Source organism: Streptomyces sp. NPDC028910, assembly GCF_055564955.1.
In genome coordinates this window covers 143,091-158,498 of record NZ_JBVHVF010000014.1, presented here as the reverse complement: position 1 = coordinate 158,498, position 15,408 = coordinate 143,091, and the positions used below count along the sequence as shown (strand labels likewise).

Genomic DNA, 15,408 nt, shown 5'->3' with positions numbered 1-15,408 from the left:
GGTTCTCACGCCCGATCCGCGACGCGCTCGCCGAGCAGGCCTTGTGGCCGCACGAGGAGGACGACGATGAGGAGTACGAACGCCCAGACGTTGGACCAGGCTCCACCGCCGAGCTGCTGCATGCCGGGGATCTCTTCGATGTAGGCGATCGAGAGTGCTTCGGCGAGTCCGAGGACGACGCCGCCGACCATGGCGCCGTAGATGTTGCCGATGCCGCCGAGGACGGCTGCGGTGAAGGCCTTGAGGCCGAGGATGAAGCCCATTTCGAAGTTGATCTGGCCCTTGTCGACGCCGTAGGCGACGGCGGCGACGGCGGCGAACGCGGCACCGATGGCGAAGGCCATGACGATGATGCGGTCGGTGTTGATGCCCATCAGCTTCGCGGTGTCGGGGTCCTGCGCGGTGGCCTGCATGGCGCGGCCGCTGCGGCTCTTGGAGACGAAGACGCCGAGGGCGAGCATGCACAGCGGGGCGAGGATGAGGACGAAGGCGTCCGCGCGCTGGATCGCGAGGCTGTCGGTGATCTTGAAGGACGGGCCCGTGAACTCGGGGAAGCTGACGGCCTTCTTGGCGTCCGGGTAGAACTGCCAGACCAGTTGCTGGAGCGCGATCGAGAGGCCGATTGCGGTGATGAGGGGGGCGAGCCGGGGGGCGCTGCGCAGGGGGCGGTAGGCGAAGCGTTCGGCTGCGGTGGCTACGGCGACGGAGGCGAGTGCGCCTCCGATGATCATGATGGGTATCGCGATCAGCAGGGAGGTGCCGGTCGGGAGGATGGCGTAGGCGGTGAGCGCGCCGAAGCCGCCGATCATGAAGATCTCGCCGTGGGCGAAGTTGATGAGCTGGACGATGCCGTAGACCATGGTGTACCCGATGGCGATGAGGCCATAGAGAGCACCGAGGGCCAGGCCGTTGGCCAGCTGTTGCGGCAGTTCGTGCACCGCAGGGCCTCCGATGAGCGTGTCGGATAAGACTCCGCGCGAGGGCGCTGTTTGCGCCCTCGCGCGGCGTGGTTCAGGTGTTGCGGGTGGTGCGGGTGGTGCTGGGGACTACGGGCTTACTCGTTGAAGGTGTCGCTCTTGACGTCGATCCACTTGCCGCCCTCGACCTTGTAGACCGTGAGCTGCTTGTTGGTGGTGTCGCCGTACTGGTCGAAGGCGACCTTGCCGGTCACGCCCTCGAAGGAGACCTTGCCGAGCGCCTCGACGACCGCGGCGCGGCCGTTGTCGGGGAGCTTGCCTCCGTTGGCGGCGGCGACGGCCTTGACGGCCTGGATCAGGGCCCAGCCGGCGTCGTAGGAGTAGCCACCGTAGGCGGCGTAGGGGTCCTTGTAGCCGCCGGCCTTGTAGTCCTCGATGAACTTCTTGGCGGTGGGGAGCTTCTCGACCGGGAAGCCGATGGAGGTGGAGAGGTCGCCCTCGTTGGCCTCACCGGAGGCGCTGATGAAGGCGGGGTCCTGGATGCCGTCGCCGCCCATGAGGGGGACGTTGGCGCCGGTCTTCTTGATCTGGTCGGCGAGCAGGCCGCCCTCGGGGTACTGGCCGCCGAAGTAGACGGAGTCGGCACCGGAGGACTTGACCTTGTCGGCGGTGGAGGAGAAGTCGGTCTCCTTCACGGTGACGTGGTCGGTGCCGACGATCTCGCCGCCGAGCTTCTTGAACTCGTCGGAGAAGATCGCGGCGAGGCCGGCGCCGTAGGTCTGCTTGTCGTCGACGACGAAGACCTTCTTCTTGCCGGCGTCCTTGAAGAGGTACTGGGCGGCGAACTTGCCCTGGACCACGTCGGTGGCGGCGGTGCGGAAGTAGGTGTCGAAGGGGCGCTTGAACTCGCCCTTGCCCCAGTTGTCGCCCTGGCTGAGCGACGGGTTGGTGTTGGCGGGCGAGACCTGAGCCAGCTTGGCGGAGGCGAAGACGCCCTGCATCTGCTGGGCGACGCCGGAGTTCAGCGGGCCGACGACGCCGATGACGTCCTTGTTGCCGACGAGCTTGGTGGCGTTGGCCTGACCGGAGGCGGGGACCGCCTGGTCGTCGAGGGCCTCGACCTTGAACTCGATGCCCGGGACCTCGTTGTTCTTGTTGGCCGTCTTGGCCGCGAGGTCGACGGAGTTCTTGATGCCCTGTCCGAGCGCGGAGAGCGAACCGGTGAGGGGGGCGTCCACGCCGATGACGACGACGGTCTTCTTGCCGTCGCTGTTGTCCTTGGTGCCTCCGTCGCGCGATCCGCAAGCGGTGAGGGTCAGTGCTCCCGTGGTGATCACGGTGGTGAGGACGAGCAAAGAACGGTGTCGCACGATTCTTCCTTTCCCTGGCGCGGCGTCCTCTGTCGAGGTGCCGTTAGGTCGCCGGGCCGCACTGGGAGGTCCACGGCCGTGCTGATTCGCGCTCTGAGGGCGCGGTGACTGGCCGTGACTCTAGGCCCGAGGTGGCGAGCGCGGGGAGGCGGGAAAGGAGGATGTGACGCTCTTGTTATGCCAAGGCCAAGAATGCGTGGTGGGAGTGTGGACAGATCGGGCGTTTAGCGACGGTGAAGATTGTCCGCATGGTGAGAAATACCTGTTCCCCTAAGGGGCTTGAGGCCTTCATGCACCTGTCTTAGATCAAATTCAGCCGAATGTGGCGGTGCGTGTCCGAAAGAATCCCCCGGGCGGTCATTCCCGAGGGAAAAGGCGGATTGCGTACGGCGTGACCGTGACGCTGAGTGACGTGGAGAATGGTGTCCTTCCGGCGGGTCGATCTTGCTCCGGTGGGCGCGCGGGCCTCCCACCTGCGGTTCGGTCGTACGGCGCCACGTGCCCGGAAGGCGGACAGCGCACGCGGGAATCCGGTGACCCGGGTCACGTCGCAGGCCGCCAGTTCTCCGAGCTGCGGGTCGCGCCGTCCTCTTCGGCGCAGCGCTGGGCCACGAACCGGTCGATCAGCTCAAGTGCCTTGGCCCGCCCGCCAGTTCGCTCTTCGGCTCGCGCCGCGGCGACGGCGTCCTCGTGGATCGCGTACTGGTCGTTCGACAGCCCCTTCTGCTCCCAGTCGAGGCCGGACCACGTGGTGCCCAGGAGGGTCTCCTTCGCCCAGTAGGAGACGAGGCTCGTGCAGATCTGCGCGGGCGAGGAAGGGCTGGGTGAGGGGCTCTCGAAGTTCGCCGCGGGGGTGGTCGTGGCAGGTGAGCAGCCGGTCAGGGCGAGCGCCGCGAGGAGGGTGCGGGCGGCGTACCGGGCCGTGCGTGGCGAGGTCCCCATGAGGGGAAGGTAGGCGGTCACCATCGGTGACACAACAGATGTCGCCAGGAAGTGCGCGGAGTGGCGGATTCCGGGCGGTTGCCGGGGCCGGCCCGGTCCGATAACGGCGCAGGCCCGGATCCGCCGCCGTGAGGGGCGGGGTCCGGGCCTGTCGGCTGGTGCCGCGCGGCGGCTCAGGCTCCCGCGGGGGCCTCGGCGGGTGCCCCGGCGGCCTGGTCGGCGTCGCGCAGCAGGCAGGTCAGCCGGGCGGTGCACACCCGCCGGTCCTGCTCGTCGCTGATCACGACCTCGTAGGTGGTGGTGGAGCGGCCGCGGTGGACGGGGGTGGCGACGCCGGTGACCGTGCCGGAGCGGACACCGCGGTGGTGGGTGCAGTTCAGGTCCACACCGACGGCGATCTTGGTGATACCGCCGTGCATCATCGCGCCGATGGAGCCGAGGGTTTCGGCCAGTACGGCCGAGGCCCCGCCGTGCAGCAGTCCGTAGGGCTGGGTGTTGCCCTTGACGGGCATGGTCGCCACGACCCGCTCGGCCGAGGCCTCCAGTATGCGGATGTCCATCCGCTCACCGAGGTCGCCCGCCGAGAACAGCGCGGGCAGGTCGATGCCCAGGGCCGCGTACTCGTCGAGTACTTCCTGCGGGAACTTCACAGCGTGCTGCTGACCCATGGGCCGGCTCCGTTCGTCAACGCTCGTTAACCTATCCGTACTGAGGTCGTTCTATCAGGCCGGTTCGAAGCGCACGACGACGGACTTGCTCGCCGGGGTGTTGCTGGTGTCCGCGGTGGAGTCGAGCGGAACCAGCACATTGGTCTCGGGGTAGTACGCGGCCGCGCAGCCGCGGGCGGTCGGGTAGTGCACGACGCGGAAGCCGGGCGCGCGCCGCTCCACGCCGTCCTTCCACTCGCTCACCAGGTCCGTGTACGCACCGTCGGCCAGGCCCAGCTCCGCCGCGTCCGCGGGGTTGACCATGACGACGCGGCGGCCTCCGGTGATGCCGCGGTAGCGGTCGTCGAGGCCGTAGATCGTGGTGTTGTACTGGTCGTGGCTGCGCAGGGTCTGCAGGAGCAGCCGTCCCTGCGGAACCCTGGGGTACTCCACGGGCGCGGCGGTGAAATTGGCCTTGCCGGTCTTCGTGGGGAAGCGGCGCTCGTCGCGCGGGGCGTGCGGGAGCTGGAAGCCGCCGGGGCGGGCCACCTTGGTGTTGAAGTCCTCGAAGCCGGGGACCACGCGGGAGATCCGGTCGCGGATCGAGGCGTAGTCCCGCTCGAACTCCTCCCACGGGGTGGTGGAGGCGGGGCCGAGGACCGCGCGGGCCAGCCGGGCCACGATCGCGGGCTCGGAGAGCAGGTGGGGGCTCGCCGGAGGGAGGTTGCCGCGGGAGGCGTGGACCATGCCCATGGAGTCCTCGACGGTCACGAACTGCGCCGTGCCCTTTTTCCCGGGCGCGCCCGCTCGGACGTCCTTGTCGCTGCGGCCGAGGGTGGGCAGGATCAGGGCCCGCCGGCCGGTGACCACGTGGGAGCGGTTGAGCTTGGTGGACACGTGCACGGTCAGGGAGGCGCGGCGGATCGCCGCCTCGGTGACCTCGGTGTCGGGGGTGGCGCCGACGAAGTTGCCGCCCATGGCGAAGAGGACCTTGGCCCGGCCGTCGCGCAGGGCCTGGATGGAGCGGACCACGTCGAAGCCGTGCTCGCGCGGCGAGGTGATGCCGAATTCCTTGTCGAGGGCGTCGAGGAAGGCCGGGGCGGGGCGCTCGAAGATCCCCATGGTGCGGTCGCCCTGCACGTTGGAGTGGCCGCGGACCGGGCAGACGCCGGCGCCCGGCCGGCCGATGTTGCCGCGCAGCAGCAGGAAGTTGACGACCTCGCGGATGGTGGCGACGGCGTGTTTGTGCTGGGTCAGGCCCATGGCCCAGCAGACGATGGTGCGCTCGGAGGCCAGGATCATGGCGAGGGCGCGCTCGATCTCGGGCCGGGTCAGGCCGGTCGCGGTGAGGGTCTCCTCCCAGTCGGCCTCCTTGGCGGCGGCCGCGAACTCCTCGTAGCCGTGGGTGTGCTCGCGGATGAACGCCTCGTCGGTGGCGCCGCCCGCCTCGATGACCAGCTTGTTCAGGAGGCGGAAGAGGGCCTGGTCGCCGCCGATGCGGATCTGCAGGAACAGGTCGTTGAGGGCGGTGCCCTTGAGCATGCCGAGGGGGCTCTGCGGGTTCTTGAACCGCTCCATGCCGGCCTCGGGCAGCGGATTCACCGAGATGATCTTCGCGCCGGCGGACTTGGCCTGTTCGAGGGCGGAGAGCATGCGCGGGTGATTGGTGCCCGGGTTCTGCCCGGCGACGATGATCAGATCGGCCTGGTGGAGGTCTTCGAGGGAGACGCTGCCCTTGCCGATGCCGATGGTCTCGTTCAGCGCGGAGCCCGAGGACTCGTGGCACATGTTGGAGCAGTCGGGCAGGTTGTTGGTGCCGAACTCGCGGGCGAAGAGCTGGAAGAGGAACGCGGCCTCGTTGCTGGTGCGGCCCGAGGTGTAGAAGAGGGCCTCGTCGGGGGAGTCGAGGGCGGTCAGTTCCTCCGCGATGATCGCGAAGGCCCGCTCCCAGCTGACCGCCTCGTACCGGTCGTCCCCCTCGGGAAGGGCCCCTCTTTCCAGCAGCATGGGCTGGGTGATCCGGCCCTGCTGCCCCAGCCAGTACCCGGAGCGCCCGGCCAGGTCGGACAGCGGGTGCGCGGCGAAGAACTCCGGGGTGACCCGGCGCAGGGTGGCCTCCTCCGCGACGGCCTTGGCGCCGTTCTCGCAGAATTCGGCGGTGTGCCGCTTGTCGCCCTCGGGCCAGGCGCAGCCGGGACAGTCGAAGCCGTCCTTCTGATTGACCTTGAGCAGGGTGCGGGCGGTGCGGGCCAGACCCATCTGCTGCTGCGCGATCTTCAGGGTGTGGCCGATCGCGGGCAGGCCGGCGGCCGCGTGTTTCGGGGGCGCGACCTGCGGCGCGTCCTGTACCGGATCACCTGCGGGCGGCTTGGTGGCCATGTCGCTCCCCTTTGAGCAGTCTTCGCGTACACATCGATCCTGTCACGCTCCGCCGACATCACCGACGCCGGAATTGTCAGTGGGGGCGCCTAGGATCGGGGGCGTGGCAGATTCAGCATCGAAGAAGACCGACCAGACGACCGCAGCGGACCGCCCCCGCCTGATGCTCATGGACGGGCACTCCCTGGCGTACCGGGCGTTCTTCGCGCTGCCCGCGGAGAACTTCACGACCGCGACCGGCCAGCCGACCAACGCCATCTACGGCTTCGCGTCGATGCTGGCGAACACGCTGCGCGACGAGGCGCCCACGCATTTCGCGGTGGCGTTCGACGTCTCCCGCAAGACGTGGCGCTCGACGGAGTTCCCGGAGTACAAGGCGAACCGCTCCAAGACCCCCGACGAGTTCAAGGGGCAGGTCGAGCTGATCGGCGAGCTGCTCGACGCGATGCACGTGCCGCGGTTCGCGATCGACGGCTTCGAGGCCGACGACGTGATCGCGACGCTGGCGACGCAGGCGGAGGCCCTCGGCTTCGACGTGCTGATCGTCACCGGCGACCGTGACTCCTTCCAGCTCGTGTCCGAGCACACCACCGTGCTCTACCCGACCAAGGGCGTCTCCGAGCTCACCCGGTTCACCCCGGAGAAGGTCCTGGAGAAGTACGGGCTCAGCCCGCAGCAGTATCCGGACTTCGCGGCGCTGCGCGGCGACCCGTCCGACAACCTCCCGGGCATCCCGGGCGTCGGCGAGAAGACCGCGGCCAAGTGGATCACCCAGTTCGGGTCGTTCGCGCAGCTCGTCGAGCGCGCCGAGGAGGTCAAGGGCAAGGCCGGGCAGAACTTCCGGGACCACCTGGAGGCCGTCAAGCTCAACCGGGTCCTGACCGAGATGGTCAAGGACGTGGAGCTGCCCAGGTCTCCGGCGGACCTGGTCCGCGCCCCGTACGACCGCTCCGCCCTGCTCGGCGTGCTGGACGTGCTGGAGATCCGCAATGCCTCCCTGCGCGAGCGGCTGCTCGCCGTGGACCCGGGCGCGGCGACGCAGGAGGCGCCGGCTCCGGTGGCCGCGGGCGTGGAGCTGGACGCCTCCGTGCTGGACGCGGGGGAGCTGGCGCCGTGGCTGGAGAGCCACGCGGGCGGGCCGCTGGGCATCGCGACCGTGGACAGCTGGGCGCTGGGCCAGGGCAATGTCAGCGAGATCGCGCTGGCCGCGGCCGGGGGCGCCGCCGCCTGGTTCGAGCCGTCCGAGCTCGACGAGGCCGACGAGCGGGCCTTCGCCGCCTGGGCCGCCGACCCGGCCAAGCCCAAGGTGGTGCACAACGCCAAGGGCCTGATGCGGGTCTTCCCCGAGCACGGCTGGAGCCTCGCGGGCGTCACCATGGACACCGCGCTCGCCGCCTACCTGGTCAAGCCGGGCCGCCGGTCCTTCGCCCTGGACGCCCTGTCCATGGAGTACCTGCACCGTGAGCTGGCGCCCGCCGCCGCCGACGGCCAGCTGGCCTTCGGCGCCGACGACACGGCCGAGGCCGAGGCGCTGATGGCGCAGGCCCGCGCGGTCCTGGACCTGGGCGACGCCTTCACCGACAAGCTCGCCGAGGTGGGTGCGGCGGAGCTGCTGCACGACATGGAGCTGCCGACCTCCGAGCTCCTCGCCCGGATGGAGCGGTCCGGCATCGCCGCCGACCGGGACCACCTGGAGGCCATGGAGCAGCAGTTCGCCGGAGCGGTGCAGCAGGCGATAAAGGAGGCGCACGCGGCGGTCGGCCACGAGTTCAACCTCGGCTCGCCCAAGCAGCTCCAGGAGGTCTTCTTCGGCGAGCTGGACCTGCCGAAGACGAAGAAGACCAAGACCGGCTACACGACGGACGCGGACGCGCTGGCCTGGCTGGCCACGCAGACCGACCACGAGCTGCCGGTGATCATGCTCCGCCACCGGGAGCAGGCCAAGCTGCGCGTCACCGTCGAGGGCCTCGTCAAGACCATCGGCGCCGACGGCCGGGTGCACACCAGCTTCAGCCAGACCGTCGCCGCGACCGGCCGCCTGTCCTCCACCGACCCGAACCTGCAGAACGTGCCGGTCCGTACCGACGAGGGCCGCGCCATCCGCCGCGGCTTTATCGTCGGCGAGGGCTTCGAGTCCCTGATGACGGCCGACTACAGCCAGATCGAGCTGCGCGTCATGGCCCACCTCTCCGAGGACGAGGGCCTGATCGAGGCGTTCGCGACCGGCGAGGACCTGCACACCACCGTCGCCTCCCAGGTGTTCGGGGTGGAGCGGTCCGCGGTCGACGCCGAGATGCGCCGCAAGATCAAGGCCATGTCGTACGGCCTGGCGTACGGGCTCTCCGCCTTCGGTCTCGCCCAGCAGCTGAACATCGAGCCCGCCGAGGCGCGCGGCCTGATGGAGACCTTCTTCGAGCGGTTCGGCGGGGTCCGCGAGTACCTGCAGCGCGTCGTGGACGAGGCCAGGGCCACCGGATACACGGCGACGATCTTCGGCCGCCGCCGGTACCTGCCCGACCTCAACAGCGACAACCGCCAGCGCCGCGAGGCCGCGGAGCGGATGGCGCTCAACGCGCCGATCCAGGGCACCGCCGCCGACATCGTCAAGGTCGCGATGCTGCGCGTGGACAAGGCGATCACCGAGGCCGGCCTGCGCTCGCGGATGCTGCTCCAGGTCCACGACGAAATCGTGCTGGAGATCGCCCCCGGTGAGCGGGAGCAGGTCGAGGAGCTGGTGCGGCGGGAGATGGCCGCCGCCGTCGACCTCCGGGCCCCGCTGGACGTGTCCGTGGGCGTCGGCCCGGACTGGGAGTCCGCCGCCCACTGACCCGCGTACCTCCCGGGCAGCGCCCGTCCCCGCTCACGCGGTGGGGACGGGCGTCCGCGTTTCGTCCGTACGGTGCCGGTCGCGGTCGCGGTCGCCGTCTCGGCGGTGGCGCAGGCGTACGAGGACCCCGTACAGCAGCAGGTCCACGGCGAGGCCGCCGCCCGCGCCGAAGCAGACCGTCGGGATGATGTCGAACGGCGTACGGATCCGGTCGAAGAAGGTGAAGAAACGGATCACGCGCATCGTGACCCCGGCCGCCACGCACACCACGACCAGCGCGAGCGCGCCCCAGATCTCCCCACGGCCCAGCACCGGCACGGACGCGGGGGCCGGGGAGGCCGGCAGCCGCCGCAGGGCGCTCACCGTGAACCAGAGGAGAGCGCAGGCCGCGAGGGCCGAAGTGCCGTACTGCAGGTACGAGTAGAGGGGCAGGCCGAAGGCGAGCGGCTCACCGAGCTGCGGCAGCGCGTTCGTCCCCCACCGGTCCATGTGGGTGAAGCTGTCCCACACGACGTGCGTGAGGGACCCGGCGACCGACGAGAGGTAGAACCAGAGGGCCAGCGAGGGGAGTTGCCGCCCGCGCCACTCCTCGCCCCGTACGAAAGCGTGGACGCGGCCCCGCCAGCCGTGCGGCAGCAGCGCGATCAGCGGTTCGCGCAACAGGAGCCAGAACGCCGCGAGGGCCGCGGTGAGCACGGCGTTCAGGGTGAACACCCCCGGCAGCGAGTGGGTGAAGCTCCCGTAGGCCATGACGCCCTCGACGACCGCGTCCGTGAAGTAGAAGGTGTCCGGCGCGAACGACCCGAGGACCAGGGCCGAGGCGACGAGAGGCCCCCGCGCGCGCCCGGTCCGGCGGATGGCCGGAAGTGCGGCGGCCGCATGGCTGAGAGTGAACGGCATGGCGTCTCTCCTGGACGTTCTCGTGGATGTTCCTCCCTCCGGGCCGATGCGGGCCGAAGGGTCCGGACAGTATGCGTGAGCTGCGCGGGGTCGTGGGGATGTGGTGAATTCCGGCCCGTGGTGCGTGCCCCTTGCAGGGAGTTGACGTAGGGTCGCGCGGACGTCGAGGGGGAGGGGTCCGGCTCATGTCGGCTCGAATAATCGGACGCAGGGTGCGCAGGGGGGCGGCGGCGGCCCTGGTCTCCGCCCTGGTGGTCGCCGCGGTGACCGCGTCCCAGGGCCCGGCGGTCGGACGGGCGGACCGCACGTCCGCGACCGGCGCGGGCGGCGCGCAGCCCCTCCCGGCGGACGCGACCGGCGGGGACTCCTCCTACTTCACCGAACTGCCGCCGCTGGTCAGCCCGGAGCCGCCGGCCGCGGTACTGCCGGACGGAACGCCGCCGACGCGGCCGCAGGCGCCGGCGCAGCCCGAGACGGTGCCCGCGCTGGTCGGGACCGGACCGGCGGAAGGGGCGCAGGGGATACCGGCGAGCGTGCTGGCGGCGTACCTGCGTGCGGAGAAGACGGTGGGGCAGAGCGACGCCGGCTGCGGGTTGCGCTGGCAGCTCCTCGCGGCGATCGGGAAGGTGGAGTCCGGGCAGGCGCGCGGCGGGCGGGTGGACGCGGCCGGGACCACGCTGCGGCCGATCCTGGGGCCCGTGCTCGACGGCAACGGGTTCGCGAACATCCCGGACACGGACGGCGGGACCTACGACGGGGACGCCCGCTACGACCGGGCGGTCGGGCCGATGCAGTTCATCCCCTCCACGTGGGCGGCCTGGGGCCAGGACGCGGACGGCGACGGGCGGCGCAACCCGAACAACGTGTACGACGCGGCCCTCGCGGCCGGGCGCTACCTGTGCGCGGGAAGCCGGGACCTCCGGGTGGACGCGGACCTGGACCGGGCCGTGCTCTCGTACAACCGGTCCACGGAGTACCTGCGGACGGTGCGGTCCTGGTTCACGTACTACCTCAGGGGCACGCACGAGGTCCCGGACAGCGGAGGAGCGGGTACGGGCGCGGGTGCGGGGGCGCCTGCGGCGACGGCGCCGAAGCCCACTCCGACCCCGAAGCCGTCGCCGACGCCGGTCCCGAAACCGTCGCCGTCGCCGACGCCGGATCCGAAGCCCACGCCGTCGCCGAGCCCGACGCCGACGCCGACGCCGGATCCCGAGCCGACTCCCACCCCTACGCCGACACCGACGCCCACTCCCACTCCCACGCCGAGCCCCACGCCCACCCCTTCACCCACCCCTTCACCCACGCCGACGCCGGCTCCCAAGCCCACGGCCACGCGCACGCCGGTCTCGCCCCCGGCGGCCACCCCCGTGCCGAAGCCCACGCCGTCCGCGTCGCCGTCGCCGTCGCCGTCCTGCGCGCCGGAGGCGACCCGGCCGGCCCCGGGGGAGACCCCGTAGTCAAACCCCGTAGTCAAACGGTTCCCGCGGTTCTCATCTCGCCTCAGCGTTGCTACGGTGCCTCCGCCCTGACGCCCAATCAGATTCCGGAGGCCCCGGCATGCGCGCATTCATCGCCGCCGCCAGCGGGCTCGCCCTCGCCGTGCTCCTCGTCCTCGCCATCACGGCGCTCGGGGCGCCCGAGGGCAAGACCTCACCCAAGCCCCTGCTCACCACCGCGCCCCCCGCGCCCGGAAAGTAGAGGAGGGCCCGGCCGTGCGACGCAGAGCGAGCCTTGTCCTGCTGGCCCTAGCCGTGTTCTGCGCAGCCCTCGCGCCGCTGCTGCGCTGGTACGCGTACCCCCGCCTCGCCAAGATCCCGCCGAACCAGTACCAGGAGATGGTCCTGGAGGCGAAGGACGCGACCCTCCTCGACTACACCGGCGGCATGCAGCCGAAGAAGGTCGACAAGGTCACCATCGTCCAGACCCTCAAGGGCAACGTGGAGGCGTCGAAGGAGATCGAGTCGAGCGCGGGCAAGGACGTCGTGGTCTGGGACACGCTGTCCTACATCATCGGCCCGGACGGGAAGATGGTCTCCCAGATCCCCGAGCGCTACATCTTCGACGCGCACACCCAGGACCCGGTGCACGCCACCGGGGAGATGGTCGACGGGGACGCCGTCAAGCGCGAGGGCATCGAGTTCAAGTGGCCGTTCTTCACCGAGCCGCGCGACTACCTCTACTTCGACGCGCAGACCCGCACCTCCTCGCCGATCCACTACGTCGGACCGCGCACCTTCAAAGGCATGGACGTCTACCTCTTCGAGCAGACCATCCCGTGGACCAAGGTCGCCATGCCGAAGAAGATGCCGATCGAGGGCATCGACCCGGCAACGATCGAGGCGAGCACCGGCACCAGCCTCTGGTACACGGCCAAGGTCAGGTTCTGGGTCGACCCGGTGACCGGGGCGCCGGTCAACGCCGAGCAGGACATCCAGCAGGAGATGCGCGGCGGCATCGCGGCGGGCGGCCCCGACGGCAAGCTCACCGCCTTCGCCGGACACGTGACGATGCGCGAGGACTACTCCGACTTCACGGTCGAGCTGGTCAAGTCGAACCGTACGAAGGTCCTCGCGCTGCACACCTACGCGCCGATCGGCCTGACGGCCGGCGGGCTCGCGCTGCTGGGGCTGGCGCTCTGGCTGGAGGCCCGCGGCCGCCGGGCGCGGGAGGAGCGGGAGGAGCGGGAAGAGCGGAACGAGCGGGAGGAAGCGGAAGAGGTCAGCGCCTGAGCCGGGCGTTGGTGTGGCGGGTGGGCTCGGCGGTGGCCGGGTCCTCGGGCCAGGGGTGCTTGGGGTAGCGGCCGCGCAGCTCGGCGCGGACCGCGCGGTAGCCGCCCTGCCAGAAGGACGCGAGGTCGGCGGTGACGGCGGCGGGCCTGCCGGCGGGCGACAGCAGGTGCACCAGCACCGGTACGCCCGCCACCCGCGGGGTCTCGGCCAGCCCGAACAGCTCCTGGAGCTTCACCGCGAGCACCGGCTGCTCGGCGGAGTAGTCCACCCGGATCCGGGATCCGCTGGGTACCTCGAGCCGTTCCGGAGCCAGCTCGTCGAGCCGGGCGGCCTCGCCGGTGGCCCACGGCAGCAGCCGGTTCAGGGCCTGCCCGGCGTCGATCCGTCCGAGGTCCGCGCGGCGCCGGGCCCGGGACAGCTCGGGCTCCAGCCAGTCGTCGGCCCGGTCCAGCAGCGCGCCGTCGTCCGCTACGTCGGGCCACGCGCCGCCGAGCGTCCGGTGCAGGAAGCCCAGCCGGGCCCGGAGCGCCTGCGCGTCCGGCGACCAGCGCAGCAGGCCGAGGCCCTCGGCCCGGAGCCCGTCGAGGAGGGCGGCCCCCACGAGGCCCGGGTCGGGGCTCCGCAGCGGGCGGACGGCGAGCTCGATCGCGCCGAGGCGCTGCGCCGCGCGGGCGACGACGTCCCCGTTCTCCCAGTGCACCTCTTCGCCCTCGGTCCGCAGATGGGCGGCGGCGGCCAGAGCGGTGTCCTCGTCGATGACGGCGGCCAGCCGGATGCGGGCGGAGGCGGAGTGTGGGGGCCTGTCGGCGACGGCGACCGCGAGCCAGGGAGCGCGGCGCAGCGGTGACCCCTCGGGGAGCTCGGCCGCGGTTCCGGAGGCCATGAGGAAGGCCCCCTGCCCCTTGGCCCTGGCCACCCGCTCGGGGAACGCGAGCGCGGCGACGAGCCCGGCGGCGAGGTCATCGTGTGCAGCTCCGCTGCTGGGGCTCCGCCCCGGACCCCGCGCCTCAAACGCCGGCGGGGCTGGATTTTGGCTGATGCCGTCCGCCCATCCAGCCTCGCCGGCGTTTGAGGCGCGGGGGTCCGGGGCGGAGCCCCCGGTTTCGGGAAGGGGCGGGGTGGGGAAGGAAGCCCGCGCAGCGGCAGCCGCAGCCGCACCGGCGTCGGGGCCCCCGGCAACAGGCCCCGCGGCCCGCTCCAGCCGGCGGACCTCGGCGCGCCAGCGTGAGGCGTAGCCGTCCGAAGCCCGGCGGGCCTGGCGCCAGGCCGCGGCCAGGTCGTCGCCGTACTCGCGCGGCGGCTCCTCGCTGAGCAGGGCCACCACCTCCGCCGCCCGCCGGGCACCGAGCGCGGCGGAGCCGTCCAGCAGGGCCCGGGCCAGCCGCGGGTGCAGCCCGAGCCGGGCCATCCGCAGGCCGCGCGGGGTCGGCCGGCCGGCCGCGTCCACCGCGCCGACGGCCACCAGCACCTCCCGCGCCGCGGCCATCGCCCCGGCCGGCGGCGGGTCCAGCAGCGCCAGCCCGGTCGCGTCCGGGTCGCCCCAGCACGCCGCCTGCAGGGCGAACTGCGCCAGGTCGGCGATGCGGATCTCCGGCGACGGGAACGCGGGCAGCCGGCCGTTCTCCGCCTCGGCCCAGCAGCGGTACACCGTGCCCGGCGCCTCGCGCCCGGCCCGGCCCGCCCGCTGCCGCCCGGCCGCGCGGGACGCCCGTACGGTCGCCAGCGCGCCCAGCCCGCGCGCATGGTCCACCCGGGGCTCGCGGGCCAGCCCGGAATCCACCACCACGCGCACCCCGGGCACGGTCAGACTCGACTCGGCGACCGCCGTCGCGAGGATCACCCGACGGTGGTCCGAGGCCGTCAGCGCCGCGTCCTGCACGGCGGCCGGGGCCCGTCCGTGGACCTGGAGCACCTCCGCGTCCACCCCGCCCAGCTGCCCGGCGACCCGGGCGATCTCCCCGATGCCTGGCAGGAAGCACAGGACGTCGCCGGAACGTTCCGCCAGCGCCCGCCGCACCACCGAGGCCACGTGCGTCAGCTGCGCCGGATCCACGCGCATACCGTGCGGGGGCTTCACCGGCCGGGACGGCGGGGCCCAGACGGTCTCCACCGGGTAGGAGACCCCCGCGGCCTCCATGACCGGGGCGCCGCCCGGACGGCCGTAACCGAGGACCCGGGCCCAGCCGGCCGCGTCGGTCGTCGCCGAAGCCGCCACGAGCCTCAGCTCCGGGCGCAGGGTTTCCCGTACGTCGAGGAGGAAGGCGGCGACCGTATCGGCGTCCAGGTGCCGCTCGTGGCACTCGTCCAGGATCACCACGTCCACGCCGGACAGCTCCTGGTCGCGCTGGAGCCGCTGGAGCAGCACTCCGGTGGTCACCACCTCCACCACCGTGCCGGGGCCCGCCACCCGCTCCCCGCGGACCGTGAACCCCACCGAGCCGCCGGCCTGCTCGCCCAGCAGCCAGGCCATCCGCCGCGCCGCCGCCCGGGCGGCGATCCGCCGGGGCTCGGCGACGAGGACCCGGCGGCGCGGCCCGCCGCCCACGAGACCCGCGAGCACCAGCGGCACCAGGGTGGTCTTGCCGGTGCCGGGCGGGGCGCAGAGCACCGCGGTGCCGTGGCCGTCCAGCGCGGAGACGAGCGCGGGCACGGCCTCCCGTACGGGAAGGGCGTCGAGGGCGGCCTGGCGGATCAAGG

At 72.0% G+C, this 15,408-nt stretch carries 11 protein-coding genes; 4 read left to right on the top strand and 7 right to left on the bottom strand.

The features are described from left to right. Positions 1-5 precede the first annotated feature (5 nt). The 5 genes from ACZ4TV_RS19020 to ACZ4TV_RS19000 form a co-directional block, all read right to left on the bottom strand. Positions 6-938 carry a branched-chain amino acid ABC transporter permease gene (locus ACZ4TV_RS19020; RefSeq protein ID WP_468135822.1) on the bottom strand — a complete coding sequence of 311 codons (933 nt, stop codon included), beginning with the start codon at positions 936-938 and terminating at the stop codon, positions 6-8. 116 nt (positions 939-1,054) lie between these two features. Then, entirely contained in the window at positions 1,055-2,287 is a 1,233-nt protein-coding gene (locus ACZ4TV_RS19015; RefSeq protein ID WP_468135821.1) for a branched-chain amino acid ABC transporter substrate-binding protein, read from the bottom strand. 543 nt (positions 2,288-2,830) lie between these two features. After that, positions 2,831-3,229 (bottom strand): hypothetical protein, encoded by a 399-nt coding sequence (locus tag ACZ4TV_RS19010; RefSeq protein WP_468135820.1) that lies wholly within the window; start codon positions 3,227-3,229, stop codon positions 2,831-2,833. Positions 3,230-3,402: 173 nt separating this feature from the next. Next, positions 3,403-3,897: a PaaI family thioesterase gene (locus tag ACZ4TV_RS19005; protein WP_468135819.1), complete on the bottom strand. Its 495-nt coding sequence runs from the start codon at positions 3,895-3,897 to the stop codon at positions 3,403-3,405. Positions 3,898-3,951: 54 nt separating this feature from the next. Beyond that, the gene (locus ACZ4TV_RS19000; protein WP_468135818.1) at positions 3,952-6,255 is read right to left on the bottom strand and encodes an FdhF/YdeP family oxidoreductase; all 2,304 of its coding nucleotides are present in this window, start codon (positions 6,253-6,255) and stop codon (positions 3,952-3,954) included. Between the two features lie 103 nt (positions 6,256-6,358). Between ACZ4TV_RS19000 and polA the strand changes: the two genes are divergently transcribed. After that, positions 6,359-9,082, top strand: a complete 2,724-nt coding sequence (polA, locus tag ACZ4TV_RS18995) for a DNA polymerase I (RefSeq protein ID WP_468135817.1) — start codon at positions 6,359-6,361, stop codon at positions 9,080-9,082. A gap of 33 nt (positions 9,083-9,115) precedes the next feature. Here the strand turns inward: polA and ACZ4TV_RS18990 are convergent, their stop codons facing one another. Continuing rightward, a complete protein-coding gene (locus ACZ4TV_RS18990) occupies positions 9,116-9,982 on the bottom strand; it encodes a DUF4184 family protein (protein WP_468135816.1) in 867 nt (288 codons plus the stop codon). A gap of 185 nt (positions 9,983-10,167) precedes the next feature. Here ACZ4TV_RS18990 and ACZ4TV_RS18985 point away from each other — a divergent pair, with 185 nt between their 5' ends. From ACZ4TV_RS18985 to pgfA, 3 genes are all read left to right on the top strand, one after another. Further along, complete coding sequence (locus ACZ4TV_RS18985) at positions 10,168-11,439, top strand: lytic transglycosylase domain-containing protein (RefSeq protein ID WP_468135815.1); 1,272 nt, start codon at positions 10,168-10,170, stop codon at positions 11,437-11,439. A gap of 100 nt (positions 11,440-11,539) precedes the next feature. Further along, positions 11,540-11,680: an SPW_0924 family protein gene (locus ACZ4TV_RS18980; protein ID WP_468135814.1), complete on the top strand. Its 141-nt coding sequence runs from the start codon at positions 11,540-11,542 to the stop codon at positions 11,678-11,680. Between the two features lie 14 nt (positions 11,681-11,694). Next, positions 11,695-12,711, top strand: a complete 1,017-nt coding sequence (pgfA, locus tag ACZ4TV_RS18975) for a cell envelope lipid trafficking protein PgfA (protein WP_468135813.1) — start codon at positions 11,695-11,697, stop codon at positions 12,709-12,711. Here pgfA and ACZ4TV_RS18970 read toward each other — a convergent pair. Beyond that, a complete protein-coding gene (locus ACZ4TV_RS18970) occupies positions 12,701-15,406 on the bottom strand; it encodes an ATP-dependent RNA helicase (RefSeq protein ID WP_468135812.1) in 2,706 nt (901 codons plus the stop codon). The genes pgfA and ACZ4TV_RS18970 overlap by 11 nt on opposite strands. Positions 15,407-15,408: the final 2 nt, after the last annotated feature.

Excerpts from the sequence above, each read along its gene's own strand:
- ACZ4TV_RS19010 (WP_468135820.1), bottom strand. The coding sequence starts at position 3,229 with ATGGGGACCTCGCCACGCACGGCCCGGTACGCCGCCCGCACCCTCCTC.
- ACZ4TV_RS19005 (WP_468135819.1), bottom strand. The coding sequence starts at position 3,897 with ATGGGTCAGCAGCACGCTGTGAAGTTCCCGCAGGAAGTACTCGACGAG.
- ACZ4TV_RS19000 (WP_468135818.1), bottom strand. The coding sequence starts at position 6,255 with ATGGCCACCAAGCCGCCCGCAGGTGATCCGGTACAGGACGCGCCGCAG.
- ACZ4TV_RS18990 (WP_468135816.1), bottom strand. The coding sequence starts at position 9,982 with ATGCCGTTCACTCTCAGCCATGCGGCCGCCGCACTTCCGGCCATCCGC.
- ACZ4TV_RS18985 (WP_468135815.1), top strand. The coding sequence starts at position 10,168 with ATGTCGGCTCGAATAATCGGACGCAGGGTGCGCAGGGGGGCGGCGGCG.
- ACZ4TV_RS18980 (WP_468135814.1), top strand. The coding sequence starts at position 11,540 with ATGCGCGCATTCATCGCCGCCGCCAGCGGGCTCGCCCTCGCCGTGCTC.